This is a genomic window from Streptomyces spirodelae (genome assembly GCF_017676385.1).
GTDB lineage: Bacteria > Actinomycetota > Actinomycetes > Streptomycetales > Streptomycetaceae > Streptomyces > Streptomyces spirodelae.
This window is the reverse complement of the sequence record NZ_JAFFZN010000020.1, coordinates 119,342-139,243: the sequence shown is the minus strand read 5'-3', so window position 1 is coordinate 139,243 and position 19,902 is coordinate 119,342. Positions and strand designations below refer to the sequence as shown.

Here is a 19,902-nt window from a genome sequence, read left to right as displayed (position 1 = left end):
CGGCGCTCCGCCCGGGGGATCCGTGCAGCACGGGAGGTGATACGTGTGCCCGTACCGAAGCGTGACGGCAGGGGCGACGGCCGTGGGGGCCGCTGTCGGCGGCGTTCGCAGATGCAGGACCACGTCGCTCTCGCCGAGATCGAGCTGTGCGGCGAACTGATGATCGCCGCGTCCGCCGCCGAGGGGCCGCTGAGTGCGGCCCGTATCGATGAGGTGCTGCGGCGCGCGGCGGACGAACCGGACGATCTTCCCCGGTCCTCCGCCTGCTGACGTCCCCCGTCCCCCTCCGTCTGCTGACGCCCCGGTCCTCCGCCGTCTGCTGACGTCCCCGGTCCTTCGTCCGCCGAGGGGAGTTCTTGGCCGGGTCAGGTGCGCAGCAGGCGGGCGATGGCGGCGGTGGCCTCCTCGACCTTGGCGTCCATCTCGGCACCGCCGTCCAGCGCGGCGTGGGCCACGCAGTGCCGCAGATGCTCCTCCAGGAGTTGGAGCGCGAAGGACTGGAGGGCCTTGGTGGAAGCAGACACCTGGGTGAGTATGTCGATGCAGTAGACGTCCTCGTCCACCATCCGCTGGAGGCCGCGGATCTGGCCCTCGATCCGGCGCAGTCGCTTGACGTGAGCGTCCTTGTTCTTGGTGTAGCCGTGCTCGCCGGTGGCCGCGTGTGCCGAACAGCACTCCGAAGTGGCCTGGGCCACGGTTTCCGGCGTGTCCGGTGTGGTCTGCGGCGACGTCATGCGGTCCTCCCGGGTGGGTGGTGAGGGGCGGTCGGGGCGGTGGTACCGGGCCTTCGATACCCCTGACGGGTATATGATACCGGACTTCTCGGAGCCCGCTTCAGCAGGCGAGTCTCCATGGGTGACACTGGGGACGCCGGTTCGCTGTGGCCGGATGATGCGCCTAGCATCAACGAGACCGTCATCGATGCACCCCGAGGACCCCCAGTGCGCTTTCGTCTGACCCCCAGGGAGACGAGCTTCTACGACATGTTCGCGGCCTCCGCGGACAACATCGTGACCGGCTCGAAGCTCCTCATGGAACTGCTCGGCGCCGAATCCTCCGCGCGGACCGAGATCGCCGAACGGATGCGCGCGGCCGAGCACGCGGGGGACGACGCGACGCACGCGATCTTCCACCAGCTCAACTCCTCCTTCATCACGCCGTTCGACCGCGAGGACATCTACAACCTGGCGTCCTCCCTCGACGACATCATGGACTTCATGGAAGAGGCCGTCGACCTCGTCGTCCTCTACCAGATCGAGGAGCTCCCCAAGGGAGTGGAGCAGCAGATCGAGGTGCTGTCGCGGGCCGCCGAGCTGACCGCCGAGGCCATGCCGAACCTGCGGACCATGGACAACCTCACCGAGTACTGGATCGAGGTCAACCGGCTGGAGAACCAGGCCGACCAGATCCACCGCAAGCTGCTGGCCCACCTGTTCAACGGCAAGTACGACGCCATCGAGGTCATGAAGCTCAAGCAGGTCGTGGACGTGCTGGAGGAGGCCGCCGACGCGTTCGAGCACGTGGCCAACACCGTCGAGACCATCACGGTCAAGGAGTCCTGACGCTCCGTGGACACCTTCGCGCTGATCGTGACCGTCGGTGTCGCGCTCTTCTTCACGTATACGAACGGCTTCCACGACTCCGCGAACGCCATCGCGACGTCGGTCTCCACCCGGGCGCTGACTCCGCGTGCGGCTCTGGCCATGGCCGCGGTGATGAACCTCGCCGGGGCGTTCCTCGGCAGCGGTGTCGCCAAGACCGTGAGCGAGGGGCTGATCGCCACCCCGCACGGCCAAAGCGGCATGGCCGTCCTGTTCGCCGGGCTGGTCGGTGCCATCGTGTGGAACCTCATCACCTGGTACTTCGGGCTTCCCTCGTCCTCCAGCCACGCCCTCTTCGGCGGCCTGGTGGGCGCGGCGCTGGCCGGTGCCATCGCCGTCCACTGGTGGGGAGTGCTGGAGAAGATCGTCATCCCGATGATCCTCTCGCCGCTGGTGGGGATGCTGCTCGGCTATCTGGTGATGTGCGCCATCATGTGGCTCTTCCGCAGGTCGAACCCGCACCGTGCCAAGCGGGGCTTCCGGATCGCGCAGACCGTCTCGGCGGCCGGAATGGCGCTCGGGCACGGCCTCCAGGACGCGCAGAAGACCATGGGTGTCGTCGTCATGGCGCTGACCATCGCCGATGTGCAGCAGCACAACGAGATCCCCATCTGGGTCAAGGTGGCCAGCGCGGCCATGCTGTCGCTCGGCACCTACGCGGGTGGCTGGCGCATCATGCGCACCCTGGGGCGGCGCATCATCGAACTCGACCCTCCGCAGGGGTTCGCCGCCGAGACGACCGCGGCGTCCGTGATGTACACCACGTCCTTCATGTTCCACGCGCCCATCTCGACCACCCATGTGATCACTTCCGCGATCATGGGCGTCGGAGCCACCAAGCGGGTCAGCGCGGTGCGGTGGGGCGTCGCCAAGAACATCATCCTCGGCTGGTTCATCACCATGCCGGCCGCGGCCGTTATGGCGGCGCTCGTTTACGGGGCCATCAAGCTGGTCTTCGGCTGACGCGTCCCGTCAGGGGCGCGGGGAACCGCTCCCCCAGCCTCCGGCCGGGAGGTGCCCCCACAACCACAAACCAACCCGCAGCCCGCAGAAGTCGGTAAGCGGCACCCCCTCCCCGTAAATGACAGGGGAGGGGGCAACAAGGATGCCCGCGGTGGCACCGCCATGCAGCACCGCGGGCGGTCACAATGGGCCGGCTGTCAAAGGCCGGCCCGGCCCAGGGGTTCGGCCCGAGGGCTCAGCCGAAGCGGCCCGAGATGTAGTCCTCGGTGGCCTGGACCGACGGGTTGGAGAAGATGCGCTCGGTGTCGTCGATCTCGACGAGCTTCCCGGGGGCACCCACCTCGGCGAGGTTGAAGAACGCGGTGCGGTCGGAAACCCGCGCCGCCTGCTGCATGTTGTGCGTCACGATCACAATGGTGAAGCGCGACTTCAGCTCGCCGATCAGGTCCTCGATGGCGAGCGTGGAGATCGGGTCGAGCGCCGAGCAGGGCTCGTCCATCAGCAGCACCTGGGGTTCGACGGCGATGGCCCGGGCGATGCACAGCCGCTGCTGCTGACCGCCGGAGAGGCCGGAACCGGGCCTGTTGAGCCGGTCCTTGACCTCGTTCCACAGGTTGGCGCCCTTGAGGGAGCGCTCGACCACCTCGTCGAGGTCCTTCTTGCGGTGCTCGCCGTTCAGCCGCAGCCCCGCCGCGACGTTGTCGTAGATCGACATGGTCGGGAAGGGGTTGGGCCGCTGGAAGACCATGCCGATGGTGCGGCGTACGGAGACGGGGTCGACACCGGGTCCGTACAGGTCCTCGTCGTCCAGCATCACCTTGCCCTCGACGCGCCCGCCCGCGGTCACCTCGTGCATCCGGTTGAGGGTGCGCAGGAAGGTGGACTTGCCGCAGCCGGAGGGGCCGATGAAGGCGGTCACGGAGCGGGGCTCGACGGTCATGGATATGTCGTCGATGGCGCGGAAGTTGCCGTAGTAGGCGGTCAGGCCGCTGACGTCGATCCGCTTGGCCATGGGAATCACTCCCTTAGTGCTTGGGGGCCTTCCAGCGGGCGATGCCGCGGGCGACCAGGTTGAGGATCATGACGAAGGCGATCAGTACGAGGGCCGCTGCCCAGGCGCGGTCGTAGGACGGCTCGTTGCCGAGGGCCCACTGCTCGTAGATGTAGTACGGCAGCGAGGACTGCGCGCCTTCGAAGGGGTTGTTGTTGATCTCGGCCGAGCCGAAGACCAGCAGCAGGATGGGCGCCGACTCACCGGCGATGCGGGCGACGGCGAGCATGATGCCGGTGGTGATACCGCCGACCGCGGTCGGCAGGACGACCTTGAGGATCGTCTTCCACTTCGGCACGCCCAGCGCCAGCGACGCTTCCCGCAGCTCGTTGGGGACGAGCTTGAGCATCTCCTCCGTCGAGCGCACGACGATCGGCATCATCAGGATCGCCAGCGCCATGGCGCCCGCGAATCCGGAGTAGCCGAAGCCCAGAATGATGATCCAGAACGAGAGGATGAACAGACCGGCGACGATCGAGGGGATGCCGGTCATCACGTCCACGAAGAAGGTGACGGCCTTGGCGAGCCGGCCCCTGCCGTACTCGACCAGGTAGATCGCAGTCAGCAGGCCGATCGGGGCCGCGATCAGGGTGGCCAGGCCGACCTGCTCCAGGGTGCCGATCAGCGCGTGGTAGATACCGCCGCCCGGCTCCATGGTGATCACGCCGCTCATGGAGTGGGTGAGGAAGTAGCCGTCGAGGACCTTGACCCCGCGCGCGGCCGTCTCCCACAGCAGGGAGGCCAGCGGTACGACGGCCAGCAGGAAGCAGACCCAGATGGCACTGGTCGCCAGCCGGTCCTTGGCCTGCCTGGTGCCCTCGACGGAACCGGCGAGCACCGCGGTGATGCCGAGGTAGAGCACGGCGGCGATCAGGCCCCACTGGATACGGCTGTCCAGTCCGGCCACCACACCGATCCCGCTGCCCAGCGCGGCGGAGACGAGGGCCAGGACGAACGGGGCCCAGCGCGGCAGCCGGGGCTGCTTCAGCGACGGAAGGGGCGGCGCCGCGCCCTCGACGGGGGCGTCGGCCACAGCTGTCTGGCTCATGCGTTCGCTCCCGAGTACTCCTTGCGGCGCGCGATGATCAGCCGGGCCGCGCCGTTGACCAGCAGGGTGATGACGAAGAGGACCAGGCCGGAGGCGATCAGCGCGTCCCGGCCCATGCCCCCGGCCTCCTTGAAGCCCGCGGCGATGTTCTGCGCGAACGTGCCGCCGCCCGGCTGCAGCAGGCTGGCCTTGATCAGGAAGCTGGGGGAGAGGACCGTGGCGACGGCCATCGTCTCGCCCAGCGCGCGGCCCAGGCCCAGCATGGAGGCGCTGATGACGCCGGAGCGGCCGAAGGGCAGCACCGACATGCGGATGACCTCCCAGCGGGTGGCGCCCAGTGCGAGGGCCGCCTCCTCCTGCATCTTCGGCGACTGCCGGAAGACCTCGCGGGAGACGTTGGTGACGATCGGCAGAATCATGATTGCGAGCAGGATGCCGACCGTGAACAGGGAGCGAGCGGCGCCGCCCTCGTACCTGAAGATGTGCGTCCAGCCGAGGTATTCGTCCAGCCAGGTGTAGAGCCCGGTCAGGTGCGGGACGAGGAAGAGCGCACCCCACAGGCCGTACACGATGGAGGGGACGGCGGCCAGCAGGTCGATGACGTAGCCGAGCGGGGTCGCCAGCTTGCGCGGCGCGTAGTGCGAGATGAACAGCGCGATACCGACGGCGACCGGCACCGCGAGCACCATCGCGATGATGGAGCTGACGACGGTGCCGAAGGCGAGGACCGCGATGCCGAAACGGGGCGGTGTCGCGTTGGCGTCCCACTCGAAGCTGGTGAGGAAGCTGGCCTCGTCGGCGCTGATGGCGAGCGCTGCTCGCCAGGTGAGGAAGACGGCGATGGCCGCCATGATCACCAGCAGGGTGATCCCGGAACCCCTGGAGAGGCCCAGGAATATTCGGTCACCCTTGCGAGTGGCGCCCTTCGCGGAGGCCGGGGAGGCCGGGGGCCCGGTGGGGCCCGCTGTCGCGGACGGGGTTTCGATAGCCATGGTTTCTCCGGTCTGACGGTGCGGGTCGCCGCGCGCTCGGCGTCGGTGCGCGGGCGGCCCTTTGGCGGTGCACCGGAAGGTTCTGGCAGCCCCTCACTCGGTGAGGTCCGGGGCGCCGTTTACAGATGGGGGTGGGTGGCGGTGCGCTCGGCACCGCCGGCCCACGCCGTCCGGATGTTCGCCGCCGCGGCCGGCATCGTCTGCCTGCCGCGGCGGCGAGAAGATCAGCTCAGGCCGTCGATGGTGGAGCGGACCTTGGTGATGATCTCGTCGGGGATCGGGGCGTAGCCCTTCTCCTTGAGGGCCTTCTGGCCGTCCTCGCTCGCGGTGAACTTCAGGAAGGACTTCGTCGCGGCCAGCGACTCCTTCTTGTTGCCCTTGTCGCAGGCGATCTCGTAGGTGACCAGGACGATCGGGTAGGCACCCGCGGACTTGGTCTTGTAGTTCAGCTCCAGGGAGAGGTCCTTGCCCTGGCCGACGACCTTGGCGTCCGCGATCGCCTTGGAGGCGTTGTCAGCGGTGGCCTCGACCGGCTCCTGGGCACCGGTGTCCAGCTTGACCGTGTCGAGGTCGTTGCCTGTGGCGTAGGAGAGCTCGGCGTAGCCGATGGAGCCGTCGTTCTGCTTGACGTTCGTGGCGATGCCGGAGGAGCCGTCGGCGCCCTGGCCGCCCTTGCCCGCCCATGCCTTCTCCGGCTCGTGCTTCCAGGAGGAGGGCGCGGCGGAGTTGAGGTACTTGGTGAAGTTGTCCGTGGTGCCCGACTCGTCGGAGCGGTGGAACGCCTGGATCTTCTTGCCCGGCAGCTTCGCGTCCGGGTTGAGCTTCTTGATCGCCGGGTCGTTCCACTTGGTGATCTTCGAGTCGAAGATCTTGGCCAGCGTGTCGGCGTCCAGCACCAGGTCGTCGACGCCCTCGAGGTTGTAGGTGACGGCGATCGGGCCGCCGACCATCGGCAGGTCGATGCCCTGACCGCCCTTGCACACCTTCTTGGACTTGGCGACCTCTTCGGGCTTGAGCGCCGAGTCGGAGCCGGCGAAGGCCGTCTTGCCCTGGAGGAACTCCTGGATGCCCGCGCCCGAGCCGGTCGGCTTGTAGTTGATCTTCGTGCTGCCGCAGGCCGACTGGTAGGTCTGCGTCCAGATGTCCATCGCGTTCTTCTGGGCGCTGGAGCCGGAGGCGAGCAGGTTCTCCTCGCCCTCACACTTGATCTTGCTGGCTGCCTTGGACGTGTCGCTGCCCGAACCGCCGGAGTTGTCGTCCGAGCCGCAGGCGCTCAGGGCCAGGGCGCCGCAGATCGTGAGAGCGCCCACAGCTGCGGTGCGGAGCCGGATCGTGCGCTGAAGCTTCACTTTCGTTCAGTTCCTTCCTGGGCCCGGGAGCGACGACCGGCCGGCCGTCGGATTCTCTGGCGTATGGGGCGCAGTCCCTGTCTCGGGGGGTGCCGCGCTCTTCGTAAGGCTGAAATTAGACAGATCAGGTGAAGCGGCCGACGGAGCTGAGTGAACGCGGAGTGAACCTCGGCCGTCAGCCCGGTGCTCCCGGGAGGCGGTGTCCGGTGCTCCCCCAGGGGGAGTGTCCGGGGGAGACTTCCGGGTGGGCGCCGTTGATACTCGTCAGTACGTCCCTCTGTTGTCTTGCGGTCAGGCATGGCACTATCCGCTGCGTCGGCCAAAGTTGACCACAATCAGGGGGTGGCCCGGGTGCGACGGCCGCAGAGCAGCTCGACTCTCCCGTCCGGCAGGCGCGGCACGCTCGTGATGGTCTGCGCCATGGCGCTGCTCGCGGGGCCGGCGCTGGGTACGGCGTACGCCGTCGAGCCGGGAAGGCCGGACCCGGGCGGCACCAGGTCCGGAACCGGCGAGAGCTCCGGAACCCGCAAGCCCGGCCTCGAGCAGATCCGCAAGCAGATCGAGCGGCTGCACGACCGGGCCGGTTCGGCGACGGACGCCTACAACGCGGCCGAGGACGCCGTCAAGAAGCAGCAGAAGCACATCGTCAAGCTCGCCAAGCGTATCGACACCACCCAGGACAAGCTGGACGCGCTCAACAACTCGGCCGGTGCCATGGCCCGTGCGCAGTACCGCAGCGGCGGCATGCCGGACGCGGCCAAGCTGATGCTTGGTGACGACCCGGAGAAGTTCCTGCACGGCGTCTCGCTGGCGCGCAAGGGGCAGCAGGCCACCCGTGGCTTGATCGGTTCCCTCACCAGGACGCGTGCCGAGCTTCGGGGTTACGCCAAGGACGCCACCGCCGAGTGGAAGAAGCTGGAGAAGACCCGCAAGAAGAAGGCCGCGGCGAAGAAGAAGATCACCGCGCAGCTGAAGCAGGCCAAGAAGATCGAATCCGGTCTCAAGGCGGAGGAGCGGGAGCGGCTGCGCGAGCTGCAGGAGCAGGCGGCGAAGGCGCGGCAGGCCAAATGGCTCGAATCCGGCGTACTGAAGGGGCTCAAGGGCAAGGCTTCCCCAGAGGGCCGCCGTGCCATCGAGTGGGCCACCGAGCAGCTCGGCAAGGACTACGTGTGGGGCGCCGAGGGCCCCGAGACCTTCGACTGCTCGGGGCTGACGATGCGCGCCTGGGAGGCGGCTGGATACCACATTCCGCGCACCTCGCAGGAGCAGTGGAAACGGCTGCCGCGTGTTCCGGTCGGGAAGATGCGCCCGGGTGACCTGATCATTTACAAGAAGGACGCCAGCCACGTGGGGATCTACATCGGCGACGGTGCGCTGCTGCACGCCCCGCGTACCGGTCGGCAGATCACGGTCGAGGGCGCGGGAACGATGCCGATTCTGGGGGTCGTACGCCCGGACAAGTAGGCGGCGGGCCCATAGCGGGCACGTCCGCGGGGGCGAGCGAGGGTGCGCGAGGATGATCGGGGGCGATCGGTGGAATCTCGGGCGGATTTCGTCCCGCGTGCGCGCTTTTCCGGTTTCCCGCGCGTGAGCTTGGTCATGTGAAGACCGGAGAAAAGGGCCGTATAACGCCGTGAATTCCCGTTCTGGCGTGGGCATATGACAGGGGCGGATTATCGTCGGCCATTCCGTCCATCCGCACAGGGGCGCTAAGGTCCTTGTCCGAAAGCCCGGGATGACGAGCGCCCGACCACCGCGCGCCGTTCCGGGCTCAGCCATGGTGTCCGCCGCTCGGCGTGCACACCACACCCGCCCTCGGGGGAGGGAGAGGTTTTCAGCATGCCCGTAAGCGCGCCCCTGGCCGGGGCGGCGGCACAGTCCGCCGACGCGCCGGCCCGGCAGGCCGCGCAGGGACCCGGCAGCAGCCTGACCCTGCTGGTCATCGAGGACGATCCGGCCGGTGCGCTGAGCGTGCCCCGCATGCTCGACGCGTACGGCAGGCCGGTGCGGGTCCGTACGGCCCGCAACCTCACCGAGGCCGCACGGCTGCTCACGGACGATGTCCACTGCATCCTGCTGGACCTCGCACTGCCGTACGAGGTGCGGGGGGACAGCGAGGAGGCACCGTCCGAGGGATTTCCCGCGGAGCTGCCGGAGGTCGCGCCCCCGGGTGCGATACCCGGGATCGGCGGCGTCCCGGGCACCGCGGCTGCTGCGGCTCCCGCCGCCGGTGCCGTCCCCCAGCCGGGCTCCGGCGACCTCGCCGGTCCGGGTTCGGGCTCCGGCTCGGGCTCCGGTTCGGCGTCCGGCTCCGGTTCGGGATCGGGCTCCGGTGCCGGCTCGGCTTCGGACGCCGCAGCCGCGCCCGTCCCGGCGCCCGGCTCCGACGAACTGCAGATCCTGCGCCGCGTCCTGCGGATGGCGCCCCGGCACGCCGTGCTGGCGCTCACCGACGGCAGCGACGCCGAGCGCGCCGCGGAAGCCGTACGCGTCGGAGCACAGGACTATCTGTTCCGCGACGAGCTGGACGGAAGGCTGCTGATGCGCGCCATCCGGTACGCCGTCGAGCGAAAACGCGCCGACCTCGCCCAGCGCCAGCTCACCGAGACCCGTCTGCGCGCCCAGGAGAACGCCCGGCTGGAGCGCGGACTTCTGCCCCGGCCCCTGCTGGAGGGCAGCGAGCTGCGGTTCGCCGCGCGGTACCGGCCCGGTCGCTCCCGCGCCCTGCTGGGCGGCGACTTCTACGACACCGTCCGCACCTCGGACGGTGTGGTCCACGCCATGATCGGCGACGTGTGCGGCCACGGCCCCGACGAGGCGGCCCTCGGCGTGGAACTGCGCATCGCCTGGCGCGCCCTGACCTTCGCGGGGCTGAGCGGCGACGCGCTGCTGAGCACGCTGCAGAAGGTGCTGGAGAACGAGCGGGCCAGCGAGGAGATCTTCGCGACGCTGTGCACCGTCGACATCGCCGCCGACGGCCGCAGCGCGGGCGTCTGTCTGGCCGGTCACCCCTCCCCGCTGTTCGCGGGCGACAGGACGGGGACCGAGCCCCGGCTGCTGCCCGAGGACGAGAGCGGCCCCGCGCTGGGTCTGCTGCCGCAGGCACGCTGGCCGCGCCGCCAGGTCACGCTGGGGCCGTCCTGGAGCCTGCTGATGTACACGGACGGGCTGATCGAGGGCCGCGTGGATGAGGGCCGCGTGGATGAGGGCCGGGCCGACGAGGGCCCCGTGGAGAAGGGCCGTAGGCCGAGCCGGGAGCGGCTCGGACAGCAGGGCATGCTCGACATCGTCGCCGCCCGGATGGCCGAGGGCGCTCAGGGCGAGCGGCTGCTGGACGAGACGATGGACGAGGTGCGCCGCCTCAACGGAGGCGAGCTGACCGACGACGTGGCGGTCCTGCTGCTGGACAGGGGCCTGGGCCGGGGCCTGGAGCAGGACCTGGACAGGGACCGCTGAACCGGGCCCACGGGCGGGCCCAGGGGTCCCAGAGGTCACACGGACGAGCCGGGGGAGGAAGCTGTCACCGGCCGTTGAACGGCCCGTACGGACCGTCGCTGCTGCTCCCACCGCGCGGACGGCGGCCGCCGCGGCCGTTGCCCATGATCTCCTTGAGAGCCGGGCGGACGTCCACGATGTAGACGATCGTGGCGATGAGCCCGATGATCTTCAGCAGGAACATCGGCACCAGCAGATTCACCAGCACGGTGATGCCAAGGATGATCAGCCAGAACTGCTTGTTCTGCTTGTCGGTGGCCCGGTAGGCATCCTCCCGCCGCAGGGCGGCGTCCACGAAGGCGAACAGGGCCAGGGCGAGCAGCGCAACGGTGATCAGCCCGATGACTGTGGCCTGAAAGCCCGCGAACAGCATGGTGCTCACACTCCCGGTCGGTGTCGGTCCGTGGCTCGGTCGCCTCGGTTGGTGCCTCGGGTGTCGCCTTGTCGGGTGACGCGGTCTGGCAGGGGCTTTGCCGCAACCGTACCGCAGCACTGGTGGAACGGGCCGGGCCCGCGAAGGGTGCCCGGCCCGTTCCCCGCTCTGCTTCCCCCGTGGCGTCGCACGCGGATCAGGAGTCGGTCTTGGGAGCCGACTTCCGGGTGGAGGAGGTGGAGGAGGTGCTGGTCGACTTCCGCGTGGCGGCCGTCTTCTTGGCGCCGGAGGTGCCGGACGCGCTGGAGGCGGTACGGGAAGTGGCCTTGGTGCCGTTGCCGCCGGCGCTCTTGGTCGTACCGGCGGTCTTACCGGCGGTCTTACCGGCGCCGCTCTTGCCGGCTGCGCCGGTGTCGGCCTTGCCCGTCTCCTCGGCCGGCGGCTCGGCGATCTTCACCGGCTGGGCGGGCTCGCGCTCCACGGTCACCTCGGGGGAGTCGTCGTCGCTCTCGCCGCGCCAGTTCTTGACCGCCTCGCGGCCGCGCACCGCCAGCTCGTCGTACGCCTCCCGGGCCTTGATCGCGTACTCCGCCGCGACGCCGACGCTCTGCAGCGCCAGGTGCTGCGCCTGCTCGCGGAGCTTCTTGATGTCGGTGTCCAGCCCGGTCAGGGTCTCGTTCACCTTGGCCTGGGTCTCCTTGGCCTGCTGGGTGAGCCTCGCCTGGACCTCCTTGGGGTCCGCCTCCCGGACCGCGGCGAGGGCCTGCGGCGCCTCTTCGCGGATCTTGTCGACGACGCCCGCCGCGACGTAGAGGGGCTTGGTGTCGGTGAGGGTCTTGCGCAGGTCGTTCGCGATGGGCATGAGGGTTCGCCTTTCGTGGCTCAACTCGCCTGTCAGGGCCGCCTGTCGCGGCGCGCCGGGCACATCCGGCGCGGTGCGGCGACGCGGTACCGGTGGCGTGGACCGCCGCGGCCCCTGTTGTCCTTACTCCGCTTGTCGTCCTTGCTCCGCCGCCCGGGAGTCCTCGGCCGGCGGGTCCGCCGCGTCGTGGTCGGTCGCCCGCTGCGCGTTGTTCTCCTTGCGGAACGACTCGTAGATCTGGAGCAGCGCCTGCTTCTGCTGCTCGTTGATCGAGGGGTCCGCGAGGATCGCGGCGGGGACCTGCAGCAGGTCCTGCCGGTCCCGCTCGTCGAGAATCCCGGCCTGCACGTAGAGCGTCTCCGCCGAGATCCGCAGCGCCCTTGCCAGCTGCTGCAGGATCTCCGCGCTCGGCTTGCGCAGGCCGCGCTCGATCTGGCTCAGATACGGGTTCGAGACCCCGGCGGCCTCCGCGAGCTGCCGCAGCGACAGCTTCGCGGTCCGCCGTTGTTCCCGCAGGAACTCGCCGAGGTTCCCGACATTGAGCGAGGCCATGCCTCCAGAGTGCACCCGATTGCTAACTATTGCAAGCAACCCGCTTGCAAGTGTGTCCCTCCGGGCGTGTGAGCGTGGGCGACGGCCACTTTTTTGTGGGTACTTGGCAGGGGGCGGGGGCCGGGTGAGTCTGTTGGTGGCCGGTCGGGGGACCGGCCGGGTCGGCCCGGAAGGGGCGGGCAGCGGAAGGTGAGCCGGGGAGGTGGCGGGGGTGCGAAGGGCGGGCGGACAGTCAGTTGACCGGTTCCGGCCGGACGGCTCCCGGTGCCGTCGGTGCCGCCGGTGCCGTCACCGCCACCGTCGCGGACGCCGACGTTCCGGTGAGCCGTTCCAGACGGCGATGGCCCCAGTCCGACAGTGGGGCCAGTGCCTCGGCGAGGTCGCGGCCGAACGGGGTCAGCGAGTACTCGGTCTTCAACGGCAGCACGTCGTACACCTCACGGTGCACCAGGCCGTCCGTCGCCATTTCGCGGAGGGCATGAGTCAGCACCTTCTCGGTGAGGCCCGGCAGGTTTCTGCGGAGTTCGCCGGGGCGGCGCGGGCCTGACTCCAACTGCCAGAGCAGGGCGGTCTTCCACTTGCCGTCGATCACGGCGATCGCGGCGGTCACTCCGCAGACGTTGGTGTCCTGTGCACGGCTGCGCGTCATCGTCGTGCCCCTTTTATCGGCGATTGTCGCTTCATTTTGCTGTTCATCGTATTCACATGGGAGTTGAAGCATGTCCACGTCCACCCAACACGAACACGCCACCGCGCGGCTGTCTTCCGACGGCGGGCCGGAGGCAGAAGCCAATGCCGTCACCGTGCTCGGGCTCGGCCCGATGGGGCAGGAGCTGGCCGGTGCGTTCCTGGCAGCAGGGGTGCGGACGACCGTCTGGAACCGGACCCCGGGCAAGGAGAAGGAACTGGTCGAACGGGGCGCTGTGCGTGCGGCCTCGGCCGAGGAAGCCGTCGCCGCCTCGGAACTGACCGTCGTCTGCGTGGTCAACTACGACGCCTCGGACGCGATCCTGCGCCGCGACGCCGTCACCGACGCGCTCAAGGGCCGGACGGTGGTGAACCTCAGCGCGGACACCCCGGCGCGTGCCCGCGACACCGCGGAGTGGGCGGACCGGCACGGCATCCAGTACCTGGACGGCGCGATCATGACACCCGCCCCGTCCATCGGCACCCCCGACGCCGTCTTTCTGCACAGCGGCCCGCGCGAGCTGTACGAGCGGCACCTGCCCGTGCTCGAGGCGTTGGGCGGAACCCACACCCACGTCGGTTCCGAGATCAATCGCGCGGCGGCCTTCGACGTCGCCCTGCTCGACATCTTCTGGACGGCGATGGCCGGCTACGCGCACGCCGTCGCGCTGGCCCGCGCGGAGGGCATCGGGGCGCGCGAACTGGCGCCGTTCGCCCAGGGGATCGCCGCCATTCTCCCGCCGCTCTTCGAGGAGTGGGCGGGCGACGCGGACGACGGCACCTTCTCGGGCCGGATCAACCCGCTCACCTCGGGCGCCTCTTCCATGGCGCACATCGTGCACGCCTCGGAGGAGCACGGCATCGACGCCGGAGTGATGCGGGCGGTCGAGGGCTGGGCGCGGCGCACCATCGGGCTGGGGCACGGCGCGGAGGGGTTCATCCGTGTCGCGGAGGTACTGGGACGTCACTGAGCACTGCCCTCGGCCCAGCCGGGGCCCGCGCGGTGCCGCCGAGCGTTTGCCGGCCATGCCCCGACGGCACGGTGACCGTGCCGTCGGGGCATGGTGACCGTGCCGTCGGGCCCACGGTTGACCTTCCCCTTCGGGGAAGCCGCAGCATCGGCGGTGCCGTGCGGAGAGCCCGGTGAGGAGGGAGGCCGGGCATGGGTGTGGGCACGAACGCGAGTGCGGACGGCGCGGGTCGGGGTGCCGGCGGCGCGGAAGCCGGTACTCGTACGGGTGACGGCTGGTTGACCATCGGGGCCTTCGCGAAGGCGTCGCGGCTCTCGCCCAAGGCCCTGCGGCTGTACGACGAACTCGGTCTGCTGACGCCCGCCCGCGTCGATCCGGCGAGCGGCTACCGCCACTACGCCCCCGAGCAGCTCGACCGCGCCCGGCTGGTGGCCTGGCTGCGCCGCCTGGGCATGCCGCTCGCCCGCATCCGGCACGTGTGCGACCTCGCGTCGTCGGCGCCGGGCGCGGCGGCCGCCCGGGAAGTGAGGGCGTACTGGGCGGAGGCCGAGGCGGAGGTCGCCGCGCGGCGGGACCTGGTCACCTTCCTCGTCGACCATCTCTCACGGGAGGACGTGGCCCCTGTGTCCCACACTCCGAACGCACCTTTGAGCATCCGTTACGCCGCCCACTCCGACACGGGGCGTATCCGCGAGAACAACCAGGACACCGCGTACGCCGACGCGCGGTTGCTGGCCGTCGCCGACGGGTTCGGGCGCGCGGGAGGCGACGCGAGCGCCGCGGCCGTCGGCGCGCTCCGACGGCTGCGGACCGACGGGATCGCAGCGCTGCCGGCCGGTGAACTCCTCAATGCCCTGGAGAACGCCGTCGAGGAGGCGGGGCGCGCCGTCCGCGGCCTCGCGGACGCGGACGAGGCGGGCACGACCCTCACCGCGCTGCTGTGGACCGGCTCCCGGCTCGCTCTCGTCCACGTCGGGGACTCCCGCGCCTATCTGCTCCGCGACGGCGAACTCTTTCAGCTCACCGACGACCACACGCTGGTGCGCAAGCTGCTCGACGAGGGGCGGCTGAGTCCCGCTGAGGCCGACTCGTACCCGCAGCCCGCGCTGCTGGCCCGCGCGTTGACGGGCAGCGGCGGCACGCGAGCGGGCGGCACGCGAGCGCACGGCAGGCGGGCGGGCACGGCGGCCGGCGGCGCCGCCGATATGAAGCTGCGCGAAGCACGCGCGGGGGACCGGTACCTGCTCTGCTCCGACGGCCTGTCCGCGATCGTGCCGACGGCGGAGATCCGCCGGGCCGTCACCACGGTGGCCAATCCGGCGCAGGCGGTACGGGCGCTGGTCGACCTGGCCAACCAGGCCGGCGGCCCGGACAACGTGAGCTGCGTGGTCGCCGATGTGGTGGGTGCCGACGAAGTCTCACGTTGAACCGCGCCCGCCGCGCGTGCCGGGCCGTATCCGGGAGCCCCGTCCCCCGCTGTCGGCGGGACGGGGCTCCGAGGGCGGCGGTTCTAGCATGGACGGATGGAGATCTCGAAGCTGCCCGCGGAGGCGCGGAAGCGGCGCAGTGCGGAGATTCGGGCGTTCCTGCGGTCGCGGCGGGCCCGGGTGACGCCCGCGGACGTGGGTATGGCGGCCGGGAGCGGGCGGCGTACGCCGGGCCTGCGGCGGGAGGAGGTCGCGGTGCTCGCCGGAGTGGGGGTCTCCTGGTACACGTGGCTGGAGCAGGGGCGGGACATCAACGTCTCGGCCGAGGTGCTGGACGCGATCGCGCGGGTGCTGCGGCTGGACGCCGCCGAGCGCGAGCACCTGTATCTGCTGGCCGGGCTGAATCCGCCGACGGCGCTGCCCGCCGACCGGTCGGTCCCGGCCGGAATCCGCCGGGTCATCGACGGCTGGCTGCCGCGCCCCGCCTACGTCATCGACCGGCACTGGAAGCTGGTGGCCGTCAACCGGGCGGCCGGGTTGGTGTTCGGCTATGGGGAGCGCGACCACAGCTGCCTGGTCAGCTTCTTCACCAACATCCACTTCCGCGCCTCTCTCTGCGGCTGGGAGGACGCGGCACGGCAGATCGTCGGCCTCTTCCGCGCCGACGCGGCGCGCTACCCCGACGACCCGGAGTTCGGCCGGATCGCCGAGGACATGTGCGCCGTCAGCCCCACCTTCGCCACCGTCTGGGCCGAGCACCCGGTGGGGAGCGCGACCGAGGGCGTCAAGTCCCTGGTGCACCCCGCGGCGGGGGAGCTGACCTTCGACTACACGATGCTGCCGGTCGCCGACCTGCCGGGCGCGCGGCTGCTGCTGTACACCCCCGCCGAAGGGACGCCGACGCAGGAGCGGGTGGCCGCGCTGCTGGCCGGGGCACGGGACGAATCGGAGCCCGAACCGGAACCCGAACCGGTGCCGTAGCCGGCGCGGCCGATGTCTTCGGCACGGCCCCGCGCCGGGCCCGACAGCGAGGGTGGTGGTGTCGGACCCAGGCTCAGCCGGCACTGCTGCGCACGCGCGCGCCGGTCGAGGATCGTCGGCATGCAGCGATTCACGAACAGGACAGTCCTGATCACCGGCGGCACCAGCGGCATGGGGTTCGCCGCGGCACGACGACTGCTCGACGAGGGCGCCTATGTCGTCCTCACCGGACGTGACAAGGCGCGTCTGGACGCGGCGGTCGAGCGGCTCGGCGCGGCGGACGGCAGGGTTCTCGCTGTTCCGGCCGACGCCGCCTCGCTCAGCGACACCGACGCGCTGATGCGCCGTGTCGAGACCTGGCGCGGCAGCCTGGACGCGGTCTTCGCCAACGCGGGGATCGGCGTCTTCAAGCCGACCACCGAGATCACCGAGGACGACTTCGACCGGACCGTGGACGTCAACTTCAAGGGCGTCTTCTTCACCGTGCAGAAGGCGCTCCGGCTGATGCCGCAGGGCGGCGCCGTCGTCATCAACGCCTCCTGGACCCTGCACCGCGGGCTGCCCGTCGCGGCCGCCTACTCGGCCAGCAAGGCCGCGGTCCACAACCTGGCCCGGACCCTGGGCTCCGATCTGGCCCCGCGTGGCATCCGCGTCAACTCCGTCAGTCCCGGCTACATCGACACCCGCATGTGGCGGGAGGCCAACACCGACCCGGAGGCCGAGGTCCGCAACTCGGCCGAGGTGGCGCTGGGCACCCTCGGCCACCCGGACGACGTGGCGGCGGCCGTCGCCTTCCTCGCCTCCGACGACGCCGCGTACATCACCGGTCAGGACCTGATCGTGGACGGCGGCCTCGTCGGCTCGGTCCCCTCGGGAGCCTGACGGTCCGTGGCCTGCCGGCCGGGCTACGGCTCGGCTCGCGCGCCGGTGAACGCTCCGGCCCGTGCGGCGAGCGCGGCCGCGCGGGCCGCCTCGGCGGGCAGTTCCGGGTCGGGCTCGGCGTGCAGCAGCACCCGATGGTGGTAGACGGGTGCCGTCGAACTCACCACGAGTTTCCGCGCGTCCACCGGAGGGCTCAGCTCGCCGCGTCGCACCGCCCGGTCCACGACCACCTCGCAGCGCGCGTACCGCTCCTCCCAGAAGCGGCGCAGCGCCCGTGCTGCCTCCTCGGAGCGGAAGGAGGCCGCGATCAGGGCGAGCGCGAGGGACGGCTCCTCCGTCAGCGCCTGCTGCACCTCTTCGTTGAGCGCCAGCAGGTCGCCCTCCAGGGAGCCGGTGTCGGCCGGGCGCCAGTCGTCGTCGCCCGCCGCGTCGAGTACGTCGGCGAGCAGCCCGCCCACGTCCCGCCAGCGGCGGTAGACCGTCGCGCGGTGCACGCCCGATCGTGCGGCGACGGCATCGACGGTCAGGCCGTCGTAGCCATGTTCCACCAGCAGCGGGCCGACGGCCTCCAGCACCTGCTCGCGGACGCGTGCCGTACGGCCGCCGGGCCGCCGCGAGCCGGGCCGCCGGGAGCCGGGCCGCCGCGAGCCGGTCGGCGGGGGCCCGGCCGCCTCCTCTTGGCTGTCTTCGCTGTCTTGGCCGTCTTCGCTCTCTTCGCTGTGCCCGGTCTTCACCGCAGTCACGTTCCGTCCCTCTCCGCTTTCCACCCCATCCGATCCCACCCCACCCCGCCTCGTCCCCGCACTGCGAAATCCCTCTTGCCGTGGCGGCGGCACCGTGTCACTATCTTAACGCGACAGGCGTCGCTGTAAAGGTCGCCGGTCGCGCCCAGCAGAGAAGTTGCACCGACGTGGAAGAGGAACTGCCGATGCTCAACCAGAGCGTTCACCCGGTCCTGCGGTCCCTGACCGCCTCACCCTCGATCGCTTTGGAGAGCACCTGTGCCTACCCAGATCACGGCCGCGGCCGTCACGAAGTCGTACGAAGGCCGGACGGTTCTGGACGGCGTGAGCTGCGCGCTCTCCGCAGGTGAGCGGGCCGGGATCGTCGGAGAGAACGGCTCCGGCAAGACGACGCTGTTGCGCCTGTTCGCCGGGGACGAGAAGCCGGACAGCGGAGAGATCGTCCTGCACGCCGAGGGCGGTGTCGGCTACCTCCCCCAGGAAGAGACGCTGCTTCCCGAGCTGACCGTGCAGCAGGTGGTCGACGGTGCGATGAGCGAGCTGCGCGCCATGGAACAGCGCCTCCGCGCGCTGGAAGCGGCGATGGCGGAAGGCGACACCTCGGCTCTGCGGGAGTACGGCGAGTTGCTGACCGCCTTCGAACTGCGCGGGGGGTACGACGCGGAGGCCCGCGTCGAGCGCGCCCTGCACGGCCTCGGGCTGGGGCTGCTTCCCCGTGGACGAACGGTGGGCGGCCTCTCCGGCGGTGAACGGGTGCGGCTCCGGCTGGCCGCACTGCTGGCCGCGAGCCCGGAGGTCCTGCTGCTGGACGAGCCGACCAACCATCTCGACGGTGCGGCACTGCGCTGGCTCGAAGAGCATCTACGGTCCCGTCGCGGCACGACGATCGCCGTCTCGCACGACCGCACCTTCCTGGAGCGCGTGACGACGACGCTGCTGGAGGTGGATGCCGACCGCCGCCAAATCGTCCGCTACGGCAACGGGTACGCGGGCTATCTCGCCGAGAAGGCCGCGGCGCGCCGGCGCTGGGCCGAGGCGCACGAGCGCTGGCGGGCCGAGACGGAGCGGCTGCGCGAGACCGCGGCCACCACGGCGCGGCGAGTGGCGCCCGGCAGGGCGATGAAGGACGGCAACAAGATGGCGTACGACCGGGCGGCCGGACGCGTCCAGCAGTCCCTCGCCGGCCGGGTGCGCAACGCCGAGGAGCGGCTGCGCCGCATGCTGGCGGAGCCTGTGCCGCCCCCGCCCGAACCACTGCGCTTCGCACCGCCCCTGCGCGGCGCCGGGCTGCGCGGCACGGTGCTGGACGCCGAGGGGATCGGGGTCCGGGGCAGGCTGCCCCGTACGGGGCTGACCGTGGCGGCCGGCGAGCGACTGCTGGTGACGGGGCCGAACGGGGCGGGCAAGAGCACCCTGCTGGGCGTCCTGGCCGGAGAGCTGGCACCCGACACCGGCCGGGTCTCGCGCCGGGGGCGTATCGGATACCTGTCCCAGGAGCCCGAGTTCGCCGCCGAGGTCGGCGAGGGCGGGGCGACGCTGCTGGAGGCGTACGCACACGGCCGTCCCGGCTCGCTGGAGGAGCACGCCCAGCGGCTGCTGTCATTGGGGCTGTTCGCCGCCGAGCGGCTGGCCGTTCCCGTCTCGCGGCTCTCCACAGGCCAGCGGCAGCGCCTCGCGCTGGCCCGGCTGGTGACCGAACCGGCCGATGTCCTGCTGCTGGACGAGCCGACCAACCACCTCTCGCCCGCCCTGGTCGAGGAGTTGGAGGCGGCTTTGGAGGCGTACGACGGAGCGTTGGTCGTCGTCAGCCACGACCGCAGGCTGCGGCAGCGCTGGCGAGGCGCGCAGCTCGCCCTGGAGGCACCGGAAGCGTCGCTCCCCGAGACCGAGGGGACGGCCCAGGAGAGGAGCCGTTTGTGAACCCG

Annotated in this window: 20 protein-coding genes; 10 read left to right on the top strand and 10 right to left on the bottom strand. The window is 70.7% G+C overall.

The features are described from left to right. The first annotated feature begins 45 nt into the window (after nt 1-45). Entirely contained in the window at nt 46-270 is a 225-nt protein-coding gene (locus JW592_RS21450; protein ID WP_209266833.1) for a hypothetical protein, read from the top strand. A gap of 95 nt (nt 271-365) precedes the next feature. On the opposite strand, the gene JW592_RS21445 is transcribed toward JW592_RS21450, so the two are convergent. Beyond that, on the bottom strand, nt 366-734 hold the full coding sequence (locus JW592_RS21445; protein WP_209266809.1) for a metal-sensitive transcriptional regulator: 369 nt from the start codon (nt 732-734) through the stop codon (nt 366-368). A gap of 207 nt (nt 735-941) precedes the next feature. On the opposite strand from JW592_RS21445, the gene JW592_RS21440 reads away from it, so the two are divergent. After that, on the top strand, nt 942-1,562 hold the full coding sequence (locus JW592_RS21440) for a DUF47 domain-containing protein (RefSeq protein WP_026004259.1): 621 nt from the start codon (nt 942-944) through the stop codon (nt 1,560-1,562). A 6-nt stretch (nt 1,563-1,568) separates the two neighbouring features. Next, nucleotides 1,569-2,564 (top strand): inorganic phosphate transporter, encoded by a 996-nt coding sequence (locus JW592_RS21435; protein ID WP_209266808.1) that lies wholly within the window; start codon nt 1,569-1,571, stop codon nt 2,562-2,564. Nucleotides 2,565-2,799: 235 nt separating this feature from the next. On the opposite strand, the gene pstB is transcribed toward JW592_RS21435, so the two are convergent. The 4 genes from pstB to pstS all read right to left on the bottom strand — a co-directional run bounded on the left by pstB (nt 2,800) and on the right by pstS (nt 7,004). Further along, nucleotides 2,800-3,576 (bottom strand): phosphate ABC transporter ATP-binding protein PstB, encoded by a 777-nt coding sequence (gene pstB, locus JW592_RS21430; RefSeq protein ID WP_209266807.1) that lies wholly within the window; start codon nt 3,574-3,576, stop codon nt 2,800-2,802. A 13-nt stretch (nt 3,577-3,589) separates the two neighbouring features. After that, the gene (gene pstA, locus JW592_RS21425) at nt 3,590-4,663 is read right to left on the bottom strand and encodes a phosphate ABC transporter permease PstA (RefSeq protein ID WP_209266806.1); all 1,074 of its coding nucleotides are present in this window, start codon (nt 4,661-4,663) and stop codon (nt 3,590-3,592) included. Further along, nucleotides 4,660-5,655, bottom strand: coding sequence for a phosphate ABC transporter permease subunit PstC (gene pstC, locus JW592_RS21420; protein WP_209266805.1), 996 nt, complete (start codon nt 5,653-5,655; stop codon nt 4,660-4,662). Before pstC ends, pstA begins: the two co-directional genes overlap by 4 nt. A 224-nt stretch (nt 5,656-5,879) precedes the next feature. Further along, nucleotides 5,880-7,004, bottom strand: a complete 1,125-nt coding sequence (gene pstS / locus JW592_RS21415; RefSeq protein WP_209266804.1) for a phosphate ABC transporter substrate-binding protein PstS — start codon at nt 7,002-7,004, stop codon at nt 5,880-5,882. A 351-nt stretch (nt 7,005-7,355) separates the two neighbouring features. On the opposite strand from pstS, the gene JW592_RS21410 reads away from it, so the two are divergent. Then, entirely contained in the window at nt 7,356-8,468 is a 1,113-nt protein-coding gene (locus tag JW592_RS21410) for a C40 family peptidase (RefSeq protein WP_307805494.1), read from the top strand. A gap of 375 nt (nt 8,469-8,843) precedes the next feature. Further along, nucleotides 8,844-10,460, top strand: a complete 1,617-nt coding sequence (locus tag JW592_RS21405) for a fused response regulator/phosphatase (protein WP_209266803.1) — start codon at nt 8,844-8,846, stop codon at nt 10,458-10,460. A gap of 64 nt (nt 10,461-10,524) precedes the next feature. On the opposite strand, the gene JW592_RS21400 is transcribed toward JW592_RS21405, so the two are convergent. The 4 genes from JW592_RS21400 to JW592_RS21385 all read right to left on the bottom strand — a co-directional run bounded on the left by JW592_RS21400 (nt 10,525) and on the right by JW592_RS21385 (nt 12,935). Continuing rightward, complete coding sequence (locus JW592_RS21400) at nt 10,525-10,872, bottom strand: DUF2516 family protein (protein ID WP_209266831.1); 348 nt, start codon at nt 10,870-10,872, stop codon at nt 10,525-10,527. A 196-nt stretch (nt 10,873-11,068) separates the two neighbouring features. Continuing rightward, nucleotides 11,069-11,734: a hypothetical protein gene (locus JW592_RS21395; protein WP_209266802.1), complete on the bottom strand. Its 666-nt coding sequence runs from the start codon at nt 11,732-11,734 to the stop codon at nt 11,069-11,071. A 123-nt stretch (nt 11,735-11,857) separates the two neighbouring features. Beyond that, entirely contained in the window at nt 11,858-12,286 is a 429-nt protein-coding gene (locus JW592_RS21390; RefSeq protein ID WP_209266801.1) for a helix-turn-helix domain-containing protein, read from the bottom strand. 232 nt (nt 12,287-12,518) lie between these two features. Then, nucleotides 12,519-12,935 (bottom strand): winged helix-turn-helix transcriptional regulator, encoded by a 417-nt coding sequence (locus JW592_RS21385; RefSeq protein WP_209266800.1) that lies wholly within the window; start codon nt 12,933-12,935, stop codon nt 12,519-12,521. Nucleotides 12,936-13,005: 70 nt separating this feature from the next. Between JW592_RS21385 and JW592_RS21380 the strand changes: the two genes are divergently transcribed. The 4 genes from JW592_RS21380 to JW592_RS21365 all read left to right on the top strand — a co-directional run bounded on the left by JW592_RS21380 (nt 13,006) and on the right by JW592_RS21365 (nt 17,234). After that, nucleotides 13,006-13,944 carry an NAD(P)-dependent oxidoreductase gene (locus JW592_RS21380; protein ID WP_209266799.1) on the top strand — a complete coding sequence of 313 codons (939 nt, stop codon included), beginning with the start codon at nt 13,006-13,008 and terminating at the stop codon, nt 13,942-13,944. 191 nt (nt 13,945-14,135) lie between these two features. After that, nucleotides 14,136-15,371: a MerR family transcriptional regulator gene (locus tag JW592_RS21375; RefSeq protein WP_209266798.1), complete on the top strand. Its 1,236-nt coding sequence runs from the start codon at nt 14,136-14,138 to the stop codon at nt 15,369-15,371. A 96-nt stretch (nt 15,372-15,467) separates the two neighbouring features. Then, nucleotides 15,468-16,352 (top strand): helix-turn-helix transcriptional regulator, encoded by an 885-nt coding sequence (locus JW592_RS21370; protein WP_209266797.1) that lies wholly within the window; start codon nt 15,468-15,470, stop codon nt 16,350-16,352. Nucleotides 16,353-16,472: 120 nt separating this feature from the next. Next, nucleotides 16,473-17,234 carry an SDR family NAD(P)-dependent oxidoreductase gene (locus JW592_RS21365; RefSeq protein WP_209266796.1) on the top strand — a complete coding sequence of 254 codons (762 nt, stop codon included), beginning with the start codon at nt 16,473-16,475 and terminating at the stop codon, nt 17,232-17,234. Nucleotides 17,235-17,257: 23 nt separating this feature from the next. Here the strand turns inward: JW592_RS21365 and JW592_RS21360 are convergent, their stop codons facing one another. Continuing rightward, entirely contained in the window at nt 17,258-17,977 is a 720-nt protein-coding gene (locus JW592_RS21360) for a TetR/AcrR family transcriptional regulator (RefSeq protein WP_307805491.1), read from the bottom strand. 258 nt (nt 17,978-18,235) lie between these two features. Between JW592_RS21360 and abc-f the strand changes: the two genes are divergently transcribed. Beyond that, nucleotides 18,236-19,897: a ribosomal protection-like ABC-F family protein gene (abc-f, locus tag JW592_RS21355; protein ID WP_209266795.1), complete on the top strand. Its 1,662-nt coding sequence runs from the start codon at nt 18,236-18,238 to the stop codon at nt 19,895-19,897. The last annotated feature ends 5 nt before the right edge of the window (nt 19,898-19,902 follow it).